20 protein-coding genes are annotated in these 17,502 nt (G+C 63.9%); 15 read left to right on the top strand and 5 right to left on the bottom strand.

Translation table 11 applies throughout. The features are described 5' to 3' along the window. The 4 genes from HP546_RS12980 to HP546_RS12965 form a co-directional block, all read left to right on the top strand. On the top strand, nucleotides 1-508 hold a 508-nt coding region (locus tag HP546_RS12980), incomplete at its 5' end, for an FUSC family protein (RefSeq protein ID WP_172225500.1). Further along, entirely contained in the window at nucleotides 505-717 is a 213-nt protein-coding gene (locus HP546_RS12975; RefSeq protein WP_003255905.1) for a DUF1656 domain-containing protein, read from the top strand. The genes HP546_RS12980 and HP546_RS12975, both read left to right, overlap by 4 nt. Next, nucleotides 714-1,589: an HlyD family secretion protein gene (locus tag HP546_RS12970; RefSeq protein WP_172225497.1), complete on the top strand. Its 876-nt coding sequence runs from the start codon at nucleotides 714-716 to the stop codon at nucleotides 1,587-1,589. The genes HP546_RS12975 and HP546_RS12970 overlap by 4 nt, the downstream gene beginning before the upstream one ends. Next, nucleotides 1,586-3,004, top strand: a complete 1,419-nt coding sequence (locus tag HP546_RS12965) for an efflux transporter outer membrane subunit (protein WP_172225494.1) — start codon at nucleotides 1,586-1,588, stop codon at nucleotides 3,002-3,004. Before HP546_RS12970 ends, HP546_RS12965 begins: the two co-directional genes overlap by 4 nt. 111 nt (nucleotides 3,005-3,115) lie before the next feature. On the opposite strand, the gene HP546_RS12960 is transcribed toward HP546_RS12965, so the two are convergent. After that, a complete protein-coding gene (locus HP546_RS12960; protein WP_172225491.1) occupies nucleotides 3,116-3,571 on the bottom strand; it encodes a transposase in 456 nt (151 codons plus the stop codon). Nucleotides 3,572-4,102: 531 nt separating this feature from the next. Here HP546_RS12960 and HP546_RS12955 point away from each other — a divergent pair. The 3 genes from HP546_RS12955 (at nucleotide 4,103) to HP546_RS12945 (ending at nucleotide 6,772) form a co-directional block, all read left to right on the top strand. Further along, on the top strand, nucleotides 4,103-4,363 hold the full coding sequence (locus tag HP546_RS12955; protein ID WP_172225488.1) for a hypothetical protein: 261 nt from the start codon (nucleotides 4,103-4,105) through the stop codon (nucleotides 4,361-4,363). After that, entirely contained in the window at nucleotides 4,360-4,611 is a 252-nt protein-coding gene (locus HP546_RS12950) for a DUF3077 domain-containing protein (RefSeq protein WP_172225485.1), read from the top strand. Before HP546_RS12955 ends, HP546_RS12950 begins: the two co-directional genes overlap by 4 nt. Nucleotides 4,612-4,840: 229 nt before the next feature. Then, nucleotides 4,841-6,772: an FTR1 family protein gene (locus tag HP546_RS12945; RefSeq protein ID WP_172225482.1), complete on the top strand. Its 1,932-nt coding sequence runs from the start codon at nucleotides 4,841-4,843 to the stop codon at nucleotides 6,770-6,772. 176 nt (nucleotides 6,773-6,948) lie between these two features. On the opposite strand, the gene HP546_RS12940 is transcribed toward HP546_RS12945, so the two are convergent. Next, nucleotides 6,949-7,194: a TIGR02647 family protein gene (locus tag HP546_RS12940; protein ID WP_172225479.1), complete on the bottom strand. Its 246-nt coding sequence runs from the start codon at nucleotides 7,192-7,194 to the stop codon at nucleotides 6,949-6,951. A 70-nt stretch (nucleotides 7,195-7,264) separates the two neighbouring features. Next, nucleotides 7,265-7,564: a hypothetical protein gene (locus HP546_RS12935; protein ID WP_172225476.1), complete on the bottom strand. Its 300-nt coding sequence runs from the start codon at nucleotides 7,562-7,564 to the stop codon at nucleotides 7,265-7,267. 147 nt (nucleotides 7,565-7,711) lie between these two features. Between HP546_RS12935 and HP546_RS12930 the strand changes: the two genes are divergently transcribed. Further along, nucleotides 7,712-8,374, top strand: a complete 663-nt coding sequence (locus tag HP546_RS12930) for a glutathione S-transferase (protein WP_172225473.1) — start codon at nucleotides 7,712-7,714, stop codon at nucleotides 8,372-8,374. A gap of 65 nt (nucleotides 8,375-8,439) precedes the next feature. Here the strand turns inward: HP546_RS12930 and argH are convergent, their stop codons facing one another. After that, the gene (gene argH / locus HP546_RS12925) at nucleotides 8,440-9,840 is read right to left on the bottom strand and encodes an argininosuccinate lyase (RefSeq protein ID WP_172225470.1); all 1,401 of its coding nucleotides are present in this window, start codon (nucleotides 9,838-9,840) and stop codon (nucleotides 8,440-8,442) included. 296 nt (nucleotides 9,841-10,136) lie between these two features. Between argH and HP546_RS12920 the strand changes: the two genes are divergently transcribed. From HP546_RS12920 to rsd, 7 genes are all read left to right on the top strand, one after another. Next, nucleotides 10,137-10,880 (top strand): LytTR family DNA-binding domain-containing protein, encoded by a 744-nt coding sequence (locus HP546_RS12920; RefSeq protein WP_172225467.1) that lies wholly within the window; start codon nucleotides 10,137-10,139, stop codon nucleotides 10,878-10,880. A 195-nt stretch (nucleotides 10,881-11,075) separates the two neighbouring features. After that, on the top strand, nucleotides 11,076-12,017 hold the full coding sequence (hemC, locus tag HP546_RS12915) for a hydroxymethylbilane synthase (protein WP_172225464.1): 942 nt from the start codon (nucleotides 11,076-11,078) through the stop codon (nucleotides 12,015-12,017). Then, nucleotides 12,014-12,781 (top strand): uroporphyrinogen-III synthase, encoded by a 768-nt coding sequence (locus HP546_RS31375; protein WP_372242431.1) that lies wholly within the window; start codon nucleotides 12,014-12,016, stop codon nucleotides 12,779-12,781. Before hemC ends, HP546_RS31375 begins: the two co-directional genes overlap by 4 nt. 45 nt (nucleotides 12,782-12,826) lie before the next feature. Next, nucleotides 12,827-13,927: a uroporphyrinogen-III C-methyltransferase gene (locus HP546_RS31370; RefSeq protein ID WP_372242430.1), complete on the top strand. Its 1,101-nt coding sequence runs from the start codon at nucleotides 12,827-12,829 to the stop codon at nucleotides 13,925-13,927. Next, a complete protein-coding gene (locus tag HP546_RS12905; RefSeq protein WP_172225461.1) occupies nucleotides 13,924-15,162 on the top strand; it encodes a heme biosynthesis protein HemY in 1,239 nt (412 codons plus the stop codon). Before HP546_RS31370 ends, HP546_RS12905 begins: the two co-directional genes overlap by 4 nt. A 221-nt stretch (nucleotides 15,163-15,383) precedes the next feature. Then, complete coding sequence (locus HP546_RS12900) at nucleotides 15,384-15,890, top strand: disulfide bond formation protein B (protein WP_172225458.1); 507 nt, start codon at nucleotides 15,384-15,386, stop codon at nucleotides 15,888-15,890. 231 nt (nucleotides 15,891-16,121) lie between these two features. Further along, complete coding sequence (gene rsd, locus HP546_RS12895; protein ID WP_172225456.1) at nucleotides 16,122-16,592, top strand: sigma D regulator; 471 nt, start codon at nucleotides 16,122-16,124, stop codon at nucleotides 16,590-16,592. Between the two features lie 9 nt (nucleotides 16,593-16,601). Here the strand turns inward: rsd and HP546_RS12890 are convergent, their stop codons facing one another. Further along, nucleotides 16,602-17,240, bottom strand: a complete 639-nt coding sequence (locus HP546_RS12890) for an FKBP-type peptidyl-prolyl cis-trans isomerase (protein WP_172225454.1) — start codon at nucleotides 17,238-17,240, stop codon at nucleotides 16,602-16,604. Nucleotides 17,241-17,502 lie beyond the last annotated feature (262 nt).

Raw genomic sequence — 17,502 nt, 5'->3', positions numbered from 1 at the left:
CAAGCGCATGACCCGCTTCGTCTGGCGCGACATCGTCGAAATGACCGAGCCAGCCACCCTGGCCGAGCACCGTCAGGTGGGTGTGCAGATGCTCGACCGCCTCATGCAGCACCTGCCGCGTCTGTCGCAAACCGGCCAGGACAGCGGCGTTGCGTTGCGTGACCTGCGCGTGGGGCTGAACCTGCTCGACCTGCTGGCCTACATGCCGCGTGCCGGCCAGCAGGCTCGCGAGCGCCTGAACACGGTGATCGAGGAAGTGGGCGCGCACTACGCTGCCTGCCTGCGTGCCGGCGAGCGCCTGCACGCCCCGGCCGCGCTGCTGCGCAACATGGAACGCGCGCGGCTGGCGCTGAACCTGGACGAGTTGTACGAGCGCGGCGATGCCCGCACCCACCTGCTGCATGCCCTCAGCGGCCTGCGCCTGGCCCTGCTGCCGGGTGTGGAGGTGATGCTCGAGCCCGCCGAACAACCGCAACTGCCCCCCGGGCTCGACGGAGCGCCCCTGTGATTGGTGAACTCGATATCAGCGGGGTGTTCCTGCCCACGCTGCTGGTGATGATGTTTGGCACCTACCTGCTGTTCCTGGGGGTGCACGCGGTGCTGGTGCGCCTGCATTTCTACCGCCTGGTCTGGCACCGGGCGTTATTCAACGTTGCCCTGTATGCCGTGCTGCTTGGCGCGGTGGACCACTTTTGCCGAAACCTGATGCTGCCATGAAAAAACCATTGCTTACCCTGGGCCGTGTGGTCCTGACCTTGCTGGTAGTGACCTTCGCCGCCGTGCTCGTGTGGCAGATGGTGGGCTACTACATGTTCGCCCCCTGGACCCGCGACGGCCACATCCGCGCCGACGTGATCCAGATCGCTCCGGATGTGTCCGGGCTGATCCAGAAGGTCGAGGTGCGCGACAACCAGACCGTCAAGCGCGGCGACGTGCTGTTCACCATCGACCAGGACCGCTTCACCCTGGCCCTGCGCCAGGCCAAGGCTACCCTTGGCGAACGCCAGGAAACCCTGGCCCAGGCTTCTCGCGAGGCACAGCGCAACCGCAAGCTGGGCAACCTGGTAGCGGCTGAACAGCTGGAAGAAAGCCAGTCCCGCGAGGCCCGTGCCCGTTCGGCCGTCAGCGAGGCGCAGGTGGCGGTCGATACCGCGCAGCTGAACCTCGACCGCTCGGTGGTGCGCAGCCCGGTGGACGGTTACCTCAACGACCGTGCGCCGCGTAACCACGAATTCGTCACTGCCGGCCGCCCGGTGCTGTCGGTGGTCGACAGCGCCTCGTACCACGTCGACGGCTACTTCGAAGAAACCAAGCTGGGCGGCATCCACATCGGCGACGCCGTGGATATCCGCGTGATGGGCGACAACACCCGCCTGCGCGGCCATGTGCAGAGTTTTGCCGCCGGCATCGAAGACCGTGACCGCAGCAGCGGCGCCAACCTGCTGCCCAACGTCAACCCGGCGTTCAGCTGGGTGCGGCTGGCCCAGCGCATCCCGGTGCGCATTGCTTTTGACGAAGTCCCGCAAGACTTCCGCATGATCGCCGGGCGCACCGCCACGGTGTCGATCATCGAGGGCCAGCGCCCATGAAACAGCTGATCCTGGCCGGCCTGTGCCTGTCGCTGGGCGCCTGCATGATGGTAGGGCCCGATTATGAGGTGCCGAAGGACGCTGCCGTGCAACGCAGCGACCTGAACGGCCCGCTGCGCCAGGATGCCGATAGCGTGGTGTCGGCACCCGTGCCCGAGGACTGGTGGCAGCTGTATCAGGATCAACGGCTGAACCAACTGGTGCGCCAGGCCTTGAGCGCCAACACCGAACTGCGCGTGGCTGCCGCCAACATCGCCAGGGCCCGCGCCCAGGTTGAAGTGGCTCAATCCCAGGGCGGATTCAACGGTGGTATCAAGGCTGGGGCGCAGCGCCTGCAGGAGTCTGGCGAAGCCTTCCTGCAGCCGGAGAAGGTGCCGGTAGCCAACATCGGCGAGGCCATCATCAGTGCCTCGTACCAGTTCGACCTGTGGGGCACTTTCAAGCGCGGCACCGAGGCCGCCAAGGCCAATGCCGACGCGGTACAGGCCGCTGCGGACACCGCCCGCATCACCTTGGTTGCGGACGTGGTCAGGGCCTATACCCAGGTGTGCTCGGCCAATGAGGAGTACCACATCGCCCGTGAGTCGCTGGATTTGCAGGAGCAGGGCGTGAAGCTCAATCAGCGCCTGCGCGATGCCGGCCGTGGCGACGAAACCCAGGTCACCCGCTCGCAGACCCAGTTCAAGTCGCTGCGCGCCGAATTGCCACGCTTCAAGGCCGAGCGCGAGACCGGCATGTACACCCTGGCCGCCTTGCTGGCCAAACCGGTCGATCAGTTGCCTGCTGGCACTGCCGACTGCGCCGAGCTGCCGCACCTGAAGCAGCTGGTGCCAGTGGGCGATGGCGCGGCGCTGCTCAAGCGCCGCCCGGACGTGCGCCAGGCGGAACGCCAGCTGGCCGCTGCCACTGCCTCTATCGGCGTGGCCACGGGTGCGCTGTACCCGGACATCAGCATCGGCGCCCAGGTCGGCACCATTGGTATTCTGGAGAACCTTGGCAAACCGGCGACCAACCGCTGGGGCTTCGGCCCGCAGATCAGCTGGACCATCCCCACCAACGGCACTCGAGCGCGCATCCGCATGGCGCAAGCGTCGACCCAGGCGGCGTTGGCGAATTTCGATGGTGTGGTGCTGAATGCCATTCGCGAAACCCAGACCCGGCTCGCGCAATACAGCGCTCTGCTGGACCGGCGCGATGCCCTGGCCGAGGCGGAGGCGTCGGCCAGGGAAGCCGCGGACCAGACGCACCGGTATTACCAGGCCGGGCGTGAGTCGTTCCTGGCGGATTTGCAGGCCACGCGCACCTATACCGATGTGCGTGCGCAGCTGGCAGCGGCCAATAGCCAGGTGGCGTTGGGGCAGATTGGGGTGTTCCTGGCGTTGGGTGGGGGCTGGAAGGACGCCGCCAGGCCTTGAGGCCCAATCGCCGGCAAGCCAGCTCCCACCTCGACCGCGTCGGCGTAAAGCCATGTGCAATACCTGTGGGAGCTGGCTTGCCGGCGATAGAAACTCCCAGACAACACATGATCAGAGCCAAATCGCATCCCAATGCGGATAATCGCCAACCCTTGAAACCAGCCCCGCCCGCTTTGGGTTCAAGACTATGTACCGAGCCACCGCTTGTACATCGTCCTCCCTGCGCAATGCCCGGTCGTGAAAGCCCTTCTGCCAGAGCCGCCCACTTCGTCCTGTGTGCCTGTTGATCATCACTGTGCTCCGGGATTTAACCCGGCGCATTACACGCCTCAAGCTGGCCGGCCCAAGCTCGACCAGCCAATGAAAGTGGTCAGGCATTACCACCCAGGCCAATGACCTGACATCGCCTTCCTCTTGAGCCTGGCGTAACTCCGCCACCATCAATCTTGCGCAGTGGAAGTCACTGAACATTGGAACCCTGTCCAAGGTTGTGCTGGTGAGCAGATATAACCTGCTGGTCTCCGAAAATCGGCCGAGCCTTAACTGGTCTGAGTGGGGACGATCCATGTGCGCTCTCTCCTGATGAACTGCTCATCAGGCTAGTGGGAATGGACTTACCGGCGATGAATGAATTGGTACCCAGTATTTCCAGTAGCATCGGCGCAGCTTCATCGTTAGCAAGCCAGCTCCCACAGGTACCGCACTAGGCTTGAGAGCGATGCGGTCGGTGTGGGAGCTGGCTTGCCGGCGATCAAGGGCGAAGCCCTTGCCTGGGCCCTAAAGCCGTAGGACATTTCTGAACTTGCAACCAAATGCTTCAGTTCTGATTCTGTGTCGAATTATCCTACGGCCGCTATCGGATGGTGCTGACTTGGCTGGAAAGTGCTCTGGGAATAACGTCCTCGGGTCGCCTCGCAAGGCGATCGGGCGTGAGACACCCGGCTGGTACAGGTTGCATCGCTTATGGCGGTCGTGCACGGGCAGATTTCGGTCTGGCCGGGTCTCCTGTACCCCGGGTCTCAACCCGTGTAACGACTGCCACCCAAATCCGTGAGACGATGCGGAGGGCAGAATTCTTTTTTGTACAGGAGTTCCGCCATGAAAAAGCTCGTCCCCGACCCACCCGTCACCGATCTGCTCCTGCTCGACCCACCAAATCTCTCACTCATCGACTCGCTCAGCATCGACGACTGCAAGCGGCTGACCAGCGCTCTCACCCTGAGTATCGAGCACACCACCACTGTCCTGCTCGGCACCGACCCAGGTGACACGCGCAACGCCATGGGCATGAACATTCGCGTGCTGTGCGCGGTGATCAATGCTTTGTCCGAGCATGTACGGCAAGGGGGCAAGCGATGAGCAACGATCCAAGAGACACTTCCACCGTTGGCGCGGAAACCTTTGACCTGTTTCGCCTGCAGGCCAACGTGCCGTTCAATCATGCATTCTCCCAACTGTCAGTGCTCCTTGGCTGTATCCGGCACCTCACTACCGAGGCGGAAATGGAGAACGACCGCATTGCCGGGAGCGCGGCGCGGATACTCAGCGAGATGGCCAAGGCACTGATCGATGATATGGAGCGCGGAATGAGCAAGGTTCTTCAATAGAAGTACCTGGGGGCCGCTGTGCGGCCCATCGCCGGCAAGCCAGCTCCCACACCGACCGCATCGCCCTCAAGTCAAGTGCATACCTGTGGGAGCTGGCTTGCCGGCGATTGAGGCCCTGGCAGGCCATGCCCCCATCAATCCCGATGCCACCTCGCTTCATCTGATTTGTACCAGGATTTTTCATGAAATCCGCCCAGCACCCTTGAGAGAAGCAAAGTGGAAGTGAACAATGTTCTCTTTCGCATTCCCTTCGAGACTGGCCATGAATACCCGTACCCGTCTGCTTGCCTGGTTGCTAGGCCCGTTGTTGGTGCTGTGCAGCACCCTGGCGCAGGCAGAAGCCCCTGCCGAGGCCACCAAGGCCCTGCACCTGCTGGACTACATTGGCGCCGACTACCCGCCGACCGTGCAAGACGGCAAGGTGATCGACGACAGCGAATACCGCGAGCAGCAGGAGTTCAGCGCGGTGCTGGCCGATCTGGTCAGCGGCCTGCCTGCGCATGCCGAACAGGCGGCGCTGGGCCAGGGCGTCCAGGCGCTGCGCCAAGCCATCGACCAACGTGAAGATGGCGCGACAGTCGCCAGGCAGGCGCGCCAGCTGGGTGCACGCCTGGCGGTGGCCTACGAGGTCAGCCAGGCCCCGGTGATCACCCCGGACCCGGCGCGTGGCGCTGCGCTCTACGCGCAGAACTGCTCGATCTGCCACGGCGACACGGGCGCAGGTGATGGCCCGGCGGGCGTGGGGCTGGAGCCTGCACCCGCCAACCTGCGCGATGTCTCGCGCCTCGACCAGTTAAGCCTGTTCGACCTGTACAACACGCTGGCGCTGGGTATCGACGGCACCGAGATGCCGTCGTTTGCCGACCAACTGGATGACCGCCAGCGTTGGGATATCGCCGCTTATATCGCCAGCTTCACCGCCAAGCCGGAAGCCGGCAAAGGCGACAAGACCTGGAACATCGCCGACCTGGCCCGCCAGACTCCGGCCGAGGTCGCTGCCAATGAAGGCGCTGCGGTGCTGGAAGCATTCCGCGCCCAGCGGGCCCAGCCGCCGCAGGTAAAACGCGGCCCGGCGCAGCTGCTCGAATACACCTCCAGCACCTTGGACAAGAGCCTGGCGGCCTACCGTGCAGGTGACCACGACCAGGCCTATGACCTGTCGGTGGCTGCCTACCTGGAGGGCTTCGAACTGGTGGAAAGCTCGCTGGACAACGTCGATACCCAAGTGCGCAAGGACACTGAAAAGTCGCTGATGGCTTATCGTCAGTCGCTGCAGGACGGGTTGCCCGTGGCCCAGGCCGAGCAACGTCTTGGCGACGCCAAGGCCAAGCTCGACCAGGCTGCCAAGCTGCTGGGCAGTGATGGCCTCAGCTGGTCGTTGAGCTACATCTCCGGTTTGCTGATCCTGCTGCGCGAAGGCCTTGAAGCGATTCTGGTGCTGGCGGCGATCCTCGCGTTCCTGCGCAACACCGGCCAGCAATCGGCTGTGCGCAGCGTCAACGTCGGCTGGGCCCTGGCGCTGGTCGCCGGCTTCGCTACCTGGGCCCTGGCGGCCTATGTGATCGACGTGGGCGGTGCCCAGCGTGAGCTGCTGGAAGGCTGCACGGCGCTGTTTGCCGCGGTGATGGTGCTGTGGCTCGGCGTGTGGATGCACGACCGCCGTCACGCCGCCGCCTGGAAGGACTACATCAAAAGCAGCCTGGTCAGCGGCGGCGGGCGTTTCGGCTTTGCCGTGCTGGCGTTCTTCTCGGTATACCGTGAACTGTTCGAAGTGATCCTGTTCTACGAGACCCTGTGGCTGCAGGCAGGCCCTGCCGGGCATCAGGCGGTGCTGGCCGGTGGCGCTACTGCGCTGGTGCTGCTGGTGGGCCTGGCCTGGGTGATTCTGCGCGGCTCGGCCAAGCTGCCACTGACGCTGTTCTTCAGCATCAACGCCGCACTGCTGTGTGCACTGTCGGTGGTATTCGCCGGTCATGGGGTGAAGGCGTTGCAGGAAGCCGGGGTGCTGGGCACGCGGCCGGTGGCGTTCTTCGAGTTCGACTGGCTGGGGATTCACGCCGATGCCTACTCGCTGTCGGCGCAGGCGGTGGCGTTGCTGGCCATCGTGTGCCTGTATGGGCGCTCTTGGCTGGTGGAAAAGCGCAGGGCAACGGCCAACTGACCGGGGGCCGCGCTGCGGCCCATCGCGGGCAAGCCAGCTCCCACACCGACCGCATTGGCTTCAAACCATGTGCAGTACCAGTGGGATCTGGTCACATCGGTTTCAGGCCATTCGCAGTACCTGTGGGAGCTGGCTTGCCGGCGATGGGCTGCAGCGCAGCCCCTTGCAATCTCGGCTCAGGCCGGTTGTGGCGCCTTGAGAATGTTCTGCAGTAGCTGGACACTATCTACGGCGTCATGACCCAGGCTGGTCAGATAACCGCCATCAGGTTGATCGGTCAGCCCTTTATCATACAGGCGTTGCGCTGCTGCGATCAGGGCAGGTGCGGCGTTGCTGTTTATCTTGATGCCTTCCTGGCTGCTGTCGTGTTTGAACAGCGCGAGTACTTCCAGTTCGTCGATCAGATCGGGGGTAAAAGGCATGGCGACTCCTGACTTCCAGACAAGGATTACGGCACCGTTCAACGGTGCCTGACCTTCGAGTGTAGTCGGGTTATTCGTCGTCGCCTTGATCCATCTCAGGTGGCAGCTCTGGCAGCGCTCGTAGCGCGTTCTCATACCACTCGCGGTCGAACTCGCGATCTTCCTTCAGCATGTTGTCAACCTCGAAGGCCAGCACATGGGCCATCAGGTTGAGAATGTCTTCACGCTCGTAACCGACCAGGCTCAGTTTGTTGAAGGTGGCCTTGGCTGCCGCCGGATCGCCGCTTTCAATCTGGTTTTCGATGGCCTGGGTCAGCGTCGCCTCGGCGAAGGCTTCGTCGTCATTGTCGATGTCGGTTGGCTCGCTCATGGCGGTGCTCCTGTGATGGGATGCACAGTGTGCCATGCCCGTGGCGGCAATGCCTGGTCATCGACCGGGTGCATGACACTGGTCAGGGGCATGCGATAGGGCTATAAAAGCCGGGCCATCCCCATACGGCCTGGAGGCTGTTACCCCATGCTCAAGCTTCACGGATTCTCGGTCAGCAACTACTACAACATGGTCAAGCTGGCCCTGCTGGAAAAAGGCCTGCCCTTCCAGGAAGTCACCTTCTATGGTGGCCAGACCCCAGGCTCGCTGGAAGTCAGCCCGCGCGGCAAAGTGCCCGTACTGGAAACAGAACACGGCTTCCTCAGCGAAACCAGCGTGATCCTCGACTACATCGAGCAGACCCAGCCCGGCAAGGCGCTGCTGCCGAGCGATGCGTTCGGGCAGGCCAAGGTGCGCGAGCTGCTGAAGGAAATCGAGCTGTACATCGAACTGCCAGCCCGTACCTGCTACGCCGAGTCGTTCTTTGGCATGTCGGTGGAACCGCTGGTCAAGGAGAAGGCCCGAGCCGACTTGCTGGCCGGGTTTGCCACGCTCAAGCGCAACGGGCGTTTTGCCCCTTATGTAGCGGGTGAGCAACTGACGCTGGCAGACCTGATGTTCTGCTTCTCGGTCGATCTGGCGTACGCGGTGGGCAAGAAGGTACTGAACATCGACTTGCTGGCGGACTTTCCGCAGGCCAAGGCGCTGCTGCAGCTGATGGGCGAGAACCCGCACATGGCGCGGATCTTGGCAGACAAGGAGGCCTCGATGCCGGCCTTCATGGAGATGATTCGTAGCGGCAAGCGCTAACTGGGCCCAGTGCAAATCCTTGTAGGAGCAGCGCAAGGCTGCTCCTACAACAGCAGGGCAGTGGATCAGCCTTGGCGCGAAGCCAGCAGGGCGTTGCCACGAACAACGGCAGCACGCACCTGCGCCGGCGCAGTACCACCAATGTGGTCACGCGCATTCACCGACCCTTCCAGGGTCAGCACGGCAAACACGTCCTGCTCGATCTGGTCGCTGAACTGGCGCAGTTCGTCCAGGCTCATCTCGGCCAGGTCCTTGCCGGTGTCCACGCCGTACTTCACCGCGTGGCCAACGATCTCATGGCAGTCACGGAACGGCAGGCCACGGCGGACCAGATAGTCGGCCAGGTCGGTGGCGGTCGAGAAACCGCGCAGGGCCGCTTCACGCATGATGGCGTGCTTGGGCTTGATCGCCGGGATCATGTCGGCAAAGGCACGCAGCGAGTCGCGCAGGGTGTCGGCGGCGTCGAACAGCGGTTCCTTGTCTTCCTGGTTGTCCTTGTTGTAGGCCAGCGGCTGGCCCTTCATCAGGGTCAGCAGGCCGGTCAGGGCGCCGAACACGCGGCCGGTCTTGCCGCGTACCAGCTCTGGCACGTCCGGGTTCTTTTTCTGCGGCATGATCGAGCTGCCGGTGCAGAAGCGGTCGGGCAGGTCGATGAACTGGAACTGCGCGCTGGTCCACAGCACCAGCTCTTCGGAGAAGCGCGACAGGTGCATCATCGCGACGCTGGCTGCGGCGCAGAATTCGATAGCGAAGTCACGGTCCGAAACGCCGTCCAGCGAGTTGCCGGCCACCGCTTCGAAGCCCAGCAGCTTGCAGGTGAGTTCACGGTCGATCGGGTAGGTGGTGCCCGCCAGTGCGGCGCTGCCCAGGGGCATGCGGTTGGTGCGTTTGCGGCAGTCGACCAGGCGCTCGTAGTCGCGGCTGAGCATCTCGAACCAGGCCAGCAGGTGGTGGCCGAAGGTGACCGGCTGGGCCGTCTGCAGGTGGGTGAAGCCAGGCATGATGGTTTCGGCTTCACGCTCGGCCTGCTCCAGCAGGCCCTGCTGCAGGCGGGTGATTTCGGCCAGGATCAGGTCGATTTCGTCACGCAGCCACAGGCGGATGTCGGTGGCCACCTGGTCGTTGCGGCTACGGCCGGTGTGCAGCTTCTTGCCGGTGATGCCGATGCGGTCGGTGAGGCGCGCCTCGATGTTCATGTGCACGTCTTCGAGGTCGACGCGCCAGTCGAAGTTGCCGGCCTCGATCTCGCCCTGGATGGTATTCAGGCCATCAATGATGGTATCGCGCTCGGCATCGCTGAGCACGCCGACCTGCGCCAGCATGGTGGCATGGGCGATCGAACCCATGATGTCGTGGCGGTACAGGCGCTTGTCGAAGTCGACCGAGGCGGTGAAACGGGCGACGAATGCGTCGACGGGCTCACTGAAGCGGCCGCCCCAGGACTGATTGGTCTTGTCGGTGCTCATGGATTCACTCATTGCAGGCGTGAACGAAAAAGTGGCGCCGATGATAGCAGGGTTGGGCTGGCTGCCGCAGGGCGCCGGTCGACAGAAATGCCCGGAAAACGGCGCTGAAGGATTTCAAGGAATGAACGGCAGTGTTCCACGGACCGTCTACAGTTGGACAGAGGACTGGCGGTGAATCTGCCAGCCGAGTGAATCTTTGGCCATCGCACCGGTCTAGAGCGTGACCGCAGTGTCGCTCGAACCACACCTGTCTACGCTATACCTGTGCGAGACTCATTCAGGAATCCAGCGCAATTATGAATGTCCTGATCGTTGATGACGAACCCCAAGACCGTGAACGGCTCACCCGGCTGCTCGGCGAACTGGAGGGTTACACCGTACTGGAGCCCAGCGCCACCAACGGCGAGGAGGCCCTGGCGCTGATCGAAAGCCTCAAGCCCGATGTGGTCCTGCTGGACATCGGCATGCCAGGCCTGGACGGCCTGCAGGTTGCTGCTCGCCTGTGCGAGCGCGAGGCGCCGCCGGCGGTGGTGTTTTGCACCGGTGACGATGAATACGGTGCCGAGGCTTTCAAGGACAGTACCCTCAGCCATGTAACCAAGCCTTTCCACGGCCAGGCGCTGCGCGATGCCTTGCGCAAGGCCGAAAAACCCAACCGCGCCCAGTTGGCGGCGCTCACCCGGCCGGCCAATGAAGGTGGCGGCCCGCGTAGCCACATCAGTGCCCGCACGCGCAAAGGGATCGAGTTGATCCCGCTGCCCCAGGTGATCTATTTCATCGCCGACCACAAGTACGTGACCTTGCGCCATGAAGCCGGGGAAGTGCTGCTCGACGAGCCGCTCAAAGCCCTGGAAGACGAGTTCGGCGAACGCTTCGTGCGCATCCACCGCAACGCGCTGGTCGCCCGTGAGCGTATCGAACGCCTGCAGCGTACCCCGCTGGGGCATTTCCAGCTGTACCTCAAGGGCCTGGATGGCGATGCCCTCACTGTCAGCCGGCGCCATGTGGCCGGTGTACGCAAGATGATGCAGACCCTCTAAACCTGCACCGGCCCATCGCCGGCAAGCCAGCTCCCACAGGTGAAGCGCCAACCTTGAACCTTGCAGGGGACCTGTGGGAGTTGGCTTGCCGGCGATTGGGCCGGTACAGGCAAGTACAGGATCCTGATCCGTATCTGCTAGCGATACCAGCGATGCTGTTATCATCGACAGCATTTCTCTGGATCGGGGCGTTTCATGTCCACTCGCGAAATCCGCATTGCCACCCGTAAAAGTGCCTTGGCCCTGTGGCAGGCCGAATACGTCAAAGCCCGCCTCGAACAGGCTCACCCCGGGCTGCTGGTAACCCTGGTGCCCATGGTCAGCCGTGGTGACAAGCTGCTCGACGCGCCGCTGGCGAAAATCGGCGGCAAGGGCCTGTTCGTCAAGGAACTGGAAACCGCCCTGCTGGACAACGAGGCCGACATCGCCGTGCACTCGATGAAGGACGTGCCCATGGACTTCCCCGAAGGCCTGGGCCTGTTCTGCATCTGCGAGCGCGAAGACCCGCGCGATGCCTTCGTGTCCAACCGTTTCGCCAGCCTCGAAGCATTGCCTGCCGGCAGCATCGTCGGCACCTCCAGCCTGCGGCGCCAGGCGCAGTTGCTGGCGCGCCGCCCGGACCTGCAAATCCGCTTCCTGCGCGGCAACGTCAACACCCGCCTGGCCAAGCTGGATGCCGGCGAGTACGACGCCATCATCCTCGCCGCCGCCGGCCTGATCCGCCTGGGCTTCGAAGACCGTATCACCGCCAATATCAGCGTCGACGACAGCCTGCCGGCTGGCGGCCAGGGGGCGGTAGGCATCGAATGCCGTAGCGCGGACCAGGAAATCCACGCCCTGCTGGCGCCACTGCACCATGTCGATACCGCCGACCGGGTGGTGGCCGAACGCGCCCTGAACAAACACCTGAATGGTGGCTGCCAAGTGCCGATCGCCTGCTACGCGGTGCTCGAAGGCGATCAACTCTGGCTGCGTGGCCTGGTCGGCCAGCCCAGCGGAGGTACCCTGTTGGTGGCCGATGCCCGCGCTCCCCGCGCGGCCGCCGAAAGCCTGGGCGTACAAGTGGCCGAAGACCTGCTGGGCCAGGGCGCCGAGGCCATCCTCAAGGAAGTCTATGGCGAGGCCGGCCACCCGTGAGTGAATGGCGCCTGTTGCTGACCCGGCCTGCCGAGGACTGCGAGGCGCTGGCGCAATGCCTGGCGGCAGCGGGGGTGGGCAGTAGCTGCCTGCCGTTGCTGGCGCTGGAGCCTGTGGCTGTGGATACCCGGCAACGCCTGCTGCTGGAAAGCCTGCATGGCTTTGCCGCGATCATTGTGGTCAGCAAACCGGCCGCCAGGCTGTTGCTCGAGCAACTGGCCGAGGCTGGCCTGCGGCCTCCACAGCAGGGCTGGTTCACCGTGGGCGAGGCCACCGCCGCAGTACTGCAGGGCGCAGGCCTCGAGGTAAGCTTCCCGCCGCGTGGTGATGACAGCGAGGCCTTGCTGGCCATGCCTGGCCTGCACCAGGCGCTGGAGGTGGCAGCGCCATGCGTCTTGATCGTTCGTGGCGTCGGAGGTCGCGAACTGCTGGCAGAGCGTCTTGCACAGCAAGGTGCTAGTGTCGATTATCTGGAACTGTATCGTCGCTGCCTTCCGGCTTACCCGCCGGGCACGCTGATGCGCCGCATCGAAGCGGAACGCCTCAATGGCCTGGTGGTCAGCAGTGGGCAGGGTTTTGAACACTTGCAGCAAATGGCCGGCGCCGATTGGCCGCAGCTGGCACAGCTGCCGCTGTTCGTGCCAAGCCCGCGGGTCGCCGAACAGGCCAGGGCCGCCGGGGCCCAACAGGTTGTGGATTGCCGTGGCGCCAGTGCCACGGCCTTGCTGGCAGCCGTGCAGCGCAGCGCTGCACCTGCCTCTTAAGGCGCTAAGCTGAACGCGATGCGCCCCCATGCAAAGGATGGATACGTGAGCGAGACTGTCTTGTCCAATAACGATCAGCCGTCGGCACAGACGCCGGCGGACCCCGTTGCCCCGCCTCCTGCCAAGCGCTCTGGCAGTGGCCTGGCAGCACTGGCCCTGCTATTGGGCGCGGCCGGGGTCGCAGTAGGTGGCTGGGGTGTCTGGCAGGTGCGTCAACTGCAAGGCAGCGAGTTCAACCAGGGCCAGCACCTCGAGGCGCTGAACCAGCGCACCGAAGCCCTGCAGCAACGCGAGCAGCAAATCAGCGCGCAGCTGGCCAGCCTGCCGGCAGCCAGTGAGCTGGAAGACCGCCGCCGCCTGGTGGCGCAGCTGCAAGGCGACCAGCAGCGTCTCAGCCAGCGTCTGGAAACCGTGCTTGGCGAGAGCCGCAAGGAATGGCGCCTGGCCGAGGCCGAGCACCTGTTGCGCCTGGCGACCCTGCGCCTGTCGGCCCTGCAGGACATCACCAGTGCCAAGGCGCTGGTCGAGGGCGCCGACGAAATCCTGCGCGAGCAAAGCGATCCGGGCGCCTTCGCTGCCCGCGAGCAACTGGCACGCAGCCTGGCCACGCTCAACAGCACCCAGCAGCCTGACCGTACCGGCCTGTTCCTGAAGCTGGCCGCGCAGCGTGAGCTGGTGCAGCAGCTCAGCGCCCAGTCGCCCGAATTCGACAGCAATGCCGATGCCCTGGGTGCCCTGACCTCAGACGGTGATGGTGCCAGCCGCCTGTCGCAGTGGTGGGCCGAGATGTCCAAGTACTTCCAGATCGACTTCAACGCCGATGACAACGTGCGGCCGCTGTTGGCCGGGCAGCAACTGAACCAGCTGCGCCTGGCCCTGAGCCTGACCATCGAACAGGCCCAGTGGGCGGCGCTCAATGGTGACGCCAAGGTCTACAGCCAGGCGCTGGACGATGCCCGCAGCGTGCTGCTGGCCAACTTCAACGCCGACAACCCGCAAAGCAAGGCCATGCTCGACAGCCTCAATGCCCTGGCCGACCAGCCGGTGTCGGTGGTCACGCCTGACCTCAGCGAAAGCCTGGCTTCGGTGCAGGCCTATATCCAGCGCCGTCATCTGCCGGCCGAGGCTGGAGGGGGCAAGCCATGAAGCGTGTCTACCTGCTGGCGGTGCTGGCGATCGTGATCGCAGCGGCGCTGGGCATTGCTGTCGCCAAGCACAGCGGCTATGTGCTGGTTTCCTATGGCAGCTTCCGCTATCAGTCCGGGCTTTGGGCAGCCTTGGCCGGCTTGGTGGCCGTGGTCGCGGTGCTGTGGCTGCTGCGTTACCTGGTGGGCCTGGTGCTGACCTCCAGTGGCGTGGTCAACCCATGGTCGCGGCGTAACCGCAGCCGGCGTATCCGCCTGTCCATCGAACAGGGCCAGCTGGATCTCGCCGAGGGCCGTTGGGCCAGCGCTCAGCGCCACCTGCACCGTGCCGCCGAGGCCGAGCGGCAGCCGCTGCTGTACTACCTGGGTGCCGCGCGGGCGGCCAACGAGCAAGGCCGTACCGAAGACAGCGACAACCTGCTGGAGCGAGCCCTGGAGCGCCAACCGCAAGCTGAACTGGCCATCGCCCTGACCCACGCCCAGTTGCAGATGGACCGTGGCGAAAGTGATGGTGCCCTGGAAACCCTGCTGGCCATGCAGGAACGTCACCCGCACAACAGCCAGGTGCTGCGCCTGCTGCAGCGCCTGTACCTGGAGCGCGGCGACTGGTCGGCACTGATCCGCCTGTTGCCCGACCTGCGCAAGGGCAAGGTTTTGCCGGCTTCCGAGCTGGCGGCGCTGGAGCAACGCGCCTGGGGCCAGAACCTGAGCCTGGCGACGACCCGTGGCGAGGACGCGCAAGCTGCACGTCAGGCCCTGGAGCGAGCCTGGCAGCAGTTGACTGCGGCCCAGCGCCAGGAGCCGCAACTGGTGCTGGCCTATGCCGAGCAGTTGCGCCAGGTGGGCGCCGAAAGCGAAGCCGAGCAGGTGTTGCGCACGGCCCTCAAGCGAGACTACGAAAGCCACCTGGCACGCCTGTACGGCCTGGTGCGCGGTGACGACCCGGCACGCCAACTGCAAACCGCCGAAGGCTGGTTGAAGGCTCACCCGCAAGACGCCAGCCTGCTGCTGACCCTGGGCCGCCTGAGCCTGCAGAACCGTCTCTGGGGCAAGGCGCGTGACTACCTTGAAAGCAGCCTGCGCATGGAGCGCAACCCCGAGGCCTGTGCCGAGCTGGCCCGCTTGCTTGCCGGCCTGGGCGAGACCGAACGCAGCAACCAGCTATTCCAGGAGGGCCTCGGCCTGCTGGACGAGCGTCTGCTGGCCCTGCCTTTGCCAGAAGGCGTACGCGCCTGACCTACCCCATGGCCCGCGCCAAGGTGCGGGCCATGGGGGCGGGTAGCTTTTCCATTGATGTAAGTCATATCTGCCGTCCTTTTCTTCAGACGTTTCCTACCGCTCTGGTAGAAATATCCTTCGCGACTCAGCGACTTCTCGCTACTGTATCGCCTTGAAACAAAGCGCGTCGTTCCTCTACTGTTTCAAGCCACTACATTTTCCCCGGACTTTCCCCGCCCATGCTGCCGGCCCGTTTGCGCACATTTTTTCTTCCTGCCTGCCTGGCCGCACTGACGGTACTGGCCGCGTCCTTCCAGCTTGAAAACATGCTCGGGCTGGTGCCGTGCCCGTTGTGCCTCAGTCAGCGGTTGGTGCTTGGCGTGTATGCGTTGCTGTGCCTGGCGGCGGTGTTGCAGGCACCAGGCGGGCAGGGCATCCGGCATTACGCGCGGGCGACGTTGGGCTGCTCCCTGGCCGGCGCGTTGCTGGCCGCACGGCATGTCTGGTTGCAGGGTGCCGATGGGGCGAGCCATGGCTGCCCCGTGCCGATCGGGCGGTTGCTCGAGCAATCCTGGGGCGAGGCTGCCCGGCAACTGTTGCTCGGTGGCCCGGGTTGCCACTCGCTGACCTGGAGCTTTCTTGACCTCACCCTGCCCGAGTGGAGCCTGCTGGCCTTTCTGCTTTTGGCGATGCTGCCCTTGAGCTGCCTGCTGGCGTATCGTTTCCGCAGCCTGGCAAGAACCTGACCTGGCGCAAGGCGGGGCCATTAGTGCGACCAATGGCGATATCACCGGGTATTAAACACTTGTATGAACTTAGTCTGCTGCGTACCTTGAAGGGCAGGCCGTGCGGGAATAATCTCCCAGCACGCATACTGAAAACACAACTGCTCGATGCCGTCCTGCTGATGTCACCTTTGTGCTTCGTCTTCGTCGCGCGAGGTGCAGCGGCATCTACCCAGAAGGGAAGAGATCGCCATGCTCGATAGTTGTCAGAACGCCCAGGAACGCTGGGGTGGGGTTCATGATCTGATCGACCGTTGGCTGAAGGAGCGCCAGGAACTGGTGCAGGCTTTCCGCGCACTGCGCGATTTGAAGCCGGCCTTCGCCGACAAGGACACGAACGGGGATTTTTGCGGCCTGCTGGTCGACTACGTTTCGGCGTGGCATTTCGAAGTCTGCGAGCAGCTGGTCAGTGAGGCCAAGGCGTTCGATGACCAGAAGGCGCTGAAGCTGGCCGAGGAGATCAACCCGCGGATCAACGACAGCACCCAGATCGCATTGGCGTTCAATGATCATTGCGCCAAGGGCGAATGCAAGGACACCGAGCGTTTCGCCGAGAAGCTGACCAAGTTGGGCGCTCTGTTGCACGAGCGCTTCGAGCTTGAAGACTGCCTGATCGAGGTATTGCACAACGCCCACAAGGAAGAAGGTGCGGTCGAGGCCTGAGGGCGTGCTTCAGTCGCCAACCGCCAGCAGCTCGATTTCGAATACCAGTGGCGTGTAGGGTGCAATCAAGTCACCCGCGCCCTCGGCACCGTAGGCTTGTGCTGACGGAATCACCAGGCGCCATCTGGCGCCAGCGTGCATCTGCGGCAATGCCACTTGCCAGCCTTCGATTACCGAGTCCAGGCTGAACCACTGAGGGGTCTGGTTCTGGTCGAACACCGAGCCATCCGGCAGCCTGCCTACATAGCGCACCTGTACCTTCCCGCCCGGTTTCGGCTGCGCGCCAGTGCCAGCTTGCAGTTCGCTGTACAGCACACCTTCCGGTAATTCATGCATGCCGTAACGCCCGCGCTCATTGGCCATGAAGCGTGTTTCGGCAGCCTGCAACTTTTGCGTGGCGGCATCGCCTTCCTGTGTTTCGTGCTGCTGGAGCACGGCCTGCATGCGTGCCTTGTCCAGCTTCAAAGGTTGGCCCTGGTAGGACTGGCGCAGCCCCTCGACCAGCGCATCCAGCTGCAGGCCTGGCATGTCCTGACGCAGCCGCTCGCCCAGGCTGGCGCCCAGGCTGTAGGCAAGGTCGTGCTCATCGCTGTCCGCCAGGGCGATGGGTGCCAGCAGGCACAAACCTAAAACAAGATATCGAGGCATGGTCGGCTCCTGGCGCGCAGTCCGTGTAGGAGCGGCCTTATGTCGCGATAGGGGTGCGAAGCGCCCCCAGGGTTTGTGCATCAAGCTGATATTGCCGGGGCCGCTTTGCGGCCCATCGCGACACAAGGCCGCTCCTACAGGGATGCGTTGCAAGGCAACTGGCAAATATCAGCAATGATTAAATCTGCAACTACACTTTCATGCAGCTGCAAGATAACAACTTTGCCCAGGCATGCAACGCGGCGTAAATATTACTGTCAAC

Source organism: Pseudomonas sp. CM25 (assembly GCF_013179705.1).
Lineage (GTDB): Bacteria > Pseudomonadota > Gammaproteobacteria > Pseudomonadales > Pseudomonadaceae > Aquipseudomonas.
The sequence above is the reverse complement of the archived record's forward strand: the minus strand, read 5'-3'. Positions and strand labels throughout refer to the sequence as shown.

What these genes read in the sequence shown, in the direction of transcription:
- HP546_RS12970 (WP_172225497.1), top strand. Translation starts at nt 714, where the DNA reads ATGAAAAAACCATTGCTTACCCTGGGCCGTGTGGTCCTGACCTTGCTG.
- HP546_RS12965 (WP_172225494.1), top strand. Translation starts at nt 1,586, where the DNA reads ATGAAACAGCTGATCCTGGCCGGCCTGTGCCTGTCGCTGGGCGCCTGC.
- HP546_RS12960 (WP_172225491.1), bottom strand. Translation starts at nt 3,571, where the DNA reads ATGGATCGTCCCCACTCAGACCAGTTAAGGCTCGGCCGATTTTCGGAG.
- HP546_RS12955 (WP_172225488.1), top strand. Translation starts at nt 4,103, where the DNA reads ATGAAAAAGCTCGTCCCCGACCCACCCGTCACCGATCTGCTCCTGCTC.
- HP546_RS12950 (WP_172225485.1), top strand. Translation starts at nt 4,360, where the DNA reads ATGAGCAACGATCCAAGAGACACTTCCACCGTTGGCGCGGAAACCTTT.
- HP546_RS12945 (WP_172225482.1), top strand. Translation starts at nt 4,841, where the DNA reads ATGTTCTCTTTCGCATTCCCTTCGAGACTGGCCATGAATACCCGTACC.
- HP546_RS12940 (WP_172225479.1), bottom strand. Translation starts at nt 7,194, where the DNA reads ATGCCTTTTACCCCCGATCTGATCGACGAACTGGAAGTACTCGCGCTG.
- HP546_RS12935 (WP_172225476.1), bottom strand. Translation starts at nt 7,564, where the DNA reads ATGAGCGAGCCAACCGACATCGACAATGACGACGAAGCCTTCGCCGAG.
- HP546_RS12930 (WP_172225473.1), top strand. Translation starts at nt 7,712, where the DNA reads ATGCTCAAGCTTCACGGATTCTCGGTCAGCAACTACTACAACATGGTC.
- argH (WP_172225470.1), bottom strand. Translation starts at nt 9,840, where the DNA reads ATGAGCACCGACAAGACCAATCAGTCCTGGGGCGGCCGCTTCAGTGAG.
- HP546_RS12920 (WP_172225467.1), top strand. Translation starts at nt 10,137, where the DNA reads ATGAATGTCCTGATCGTTGATGACGAACCCCAAGACCGTGAACGGCTC.
- hemC (WP_172225464.1), top strand. Translation starts at nt 11,076, where the DNA reads ATGTCCACTCGCGAAATCCGCATTGCCACCCGTAAAAGTGCCTTGGCC.
- HP546_RS12905 (WP_172225461.1), top strand. Translation starts at nt 13,924, where the DNA reads ATGAAGCGTGTCTACCTGCTGGCGGTGCTGGCGATCGTGATCGCAGCG.
- HP546_RS12900 (WP_172225458.1), top strand. Translation starts at nt 15,384, where the DNA reads ATGCTGCCGGCCCGTTTGCGCACATTTTTTCTTCCTGCCTGCCTGGCC.
- rsd (WP_172225456.1), top strand. Translation starts at nt 16,122, where the DNA reads ATGCTCGATAGTTGTCAGAACGCCCAGGAACGCTGGGGTGGGGTTCAT.
- HP546_RS12890 (WP_172225454.1), bottom strand. Translation starts at nt 17,240, where the DNA reads ATGCCTCGATATCTTGTTTTAGGTTTGTGCCTGCTGGCACCCATCGCC.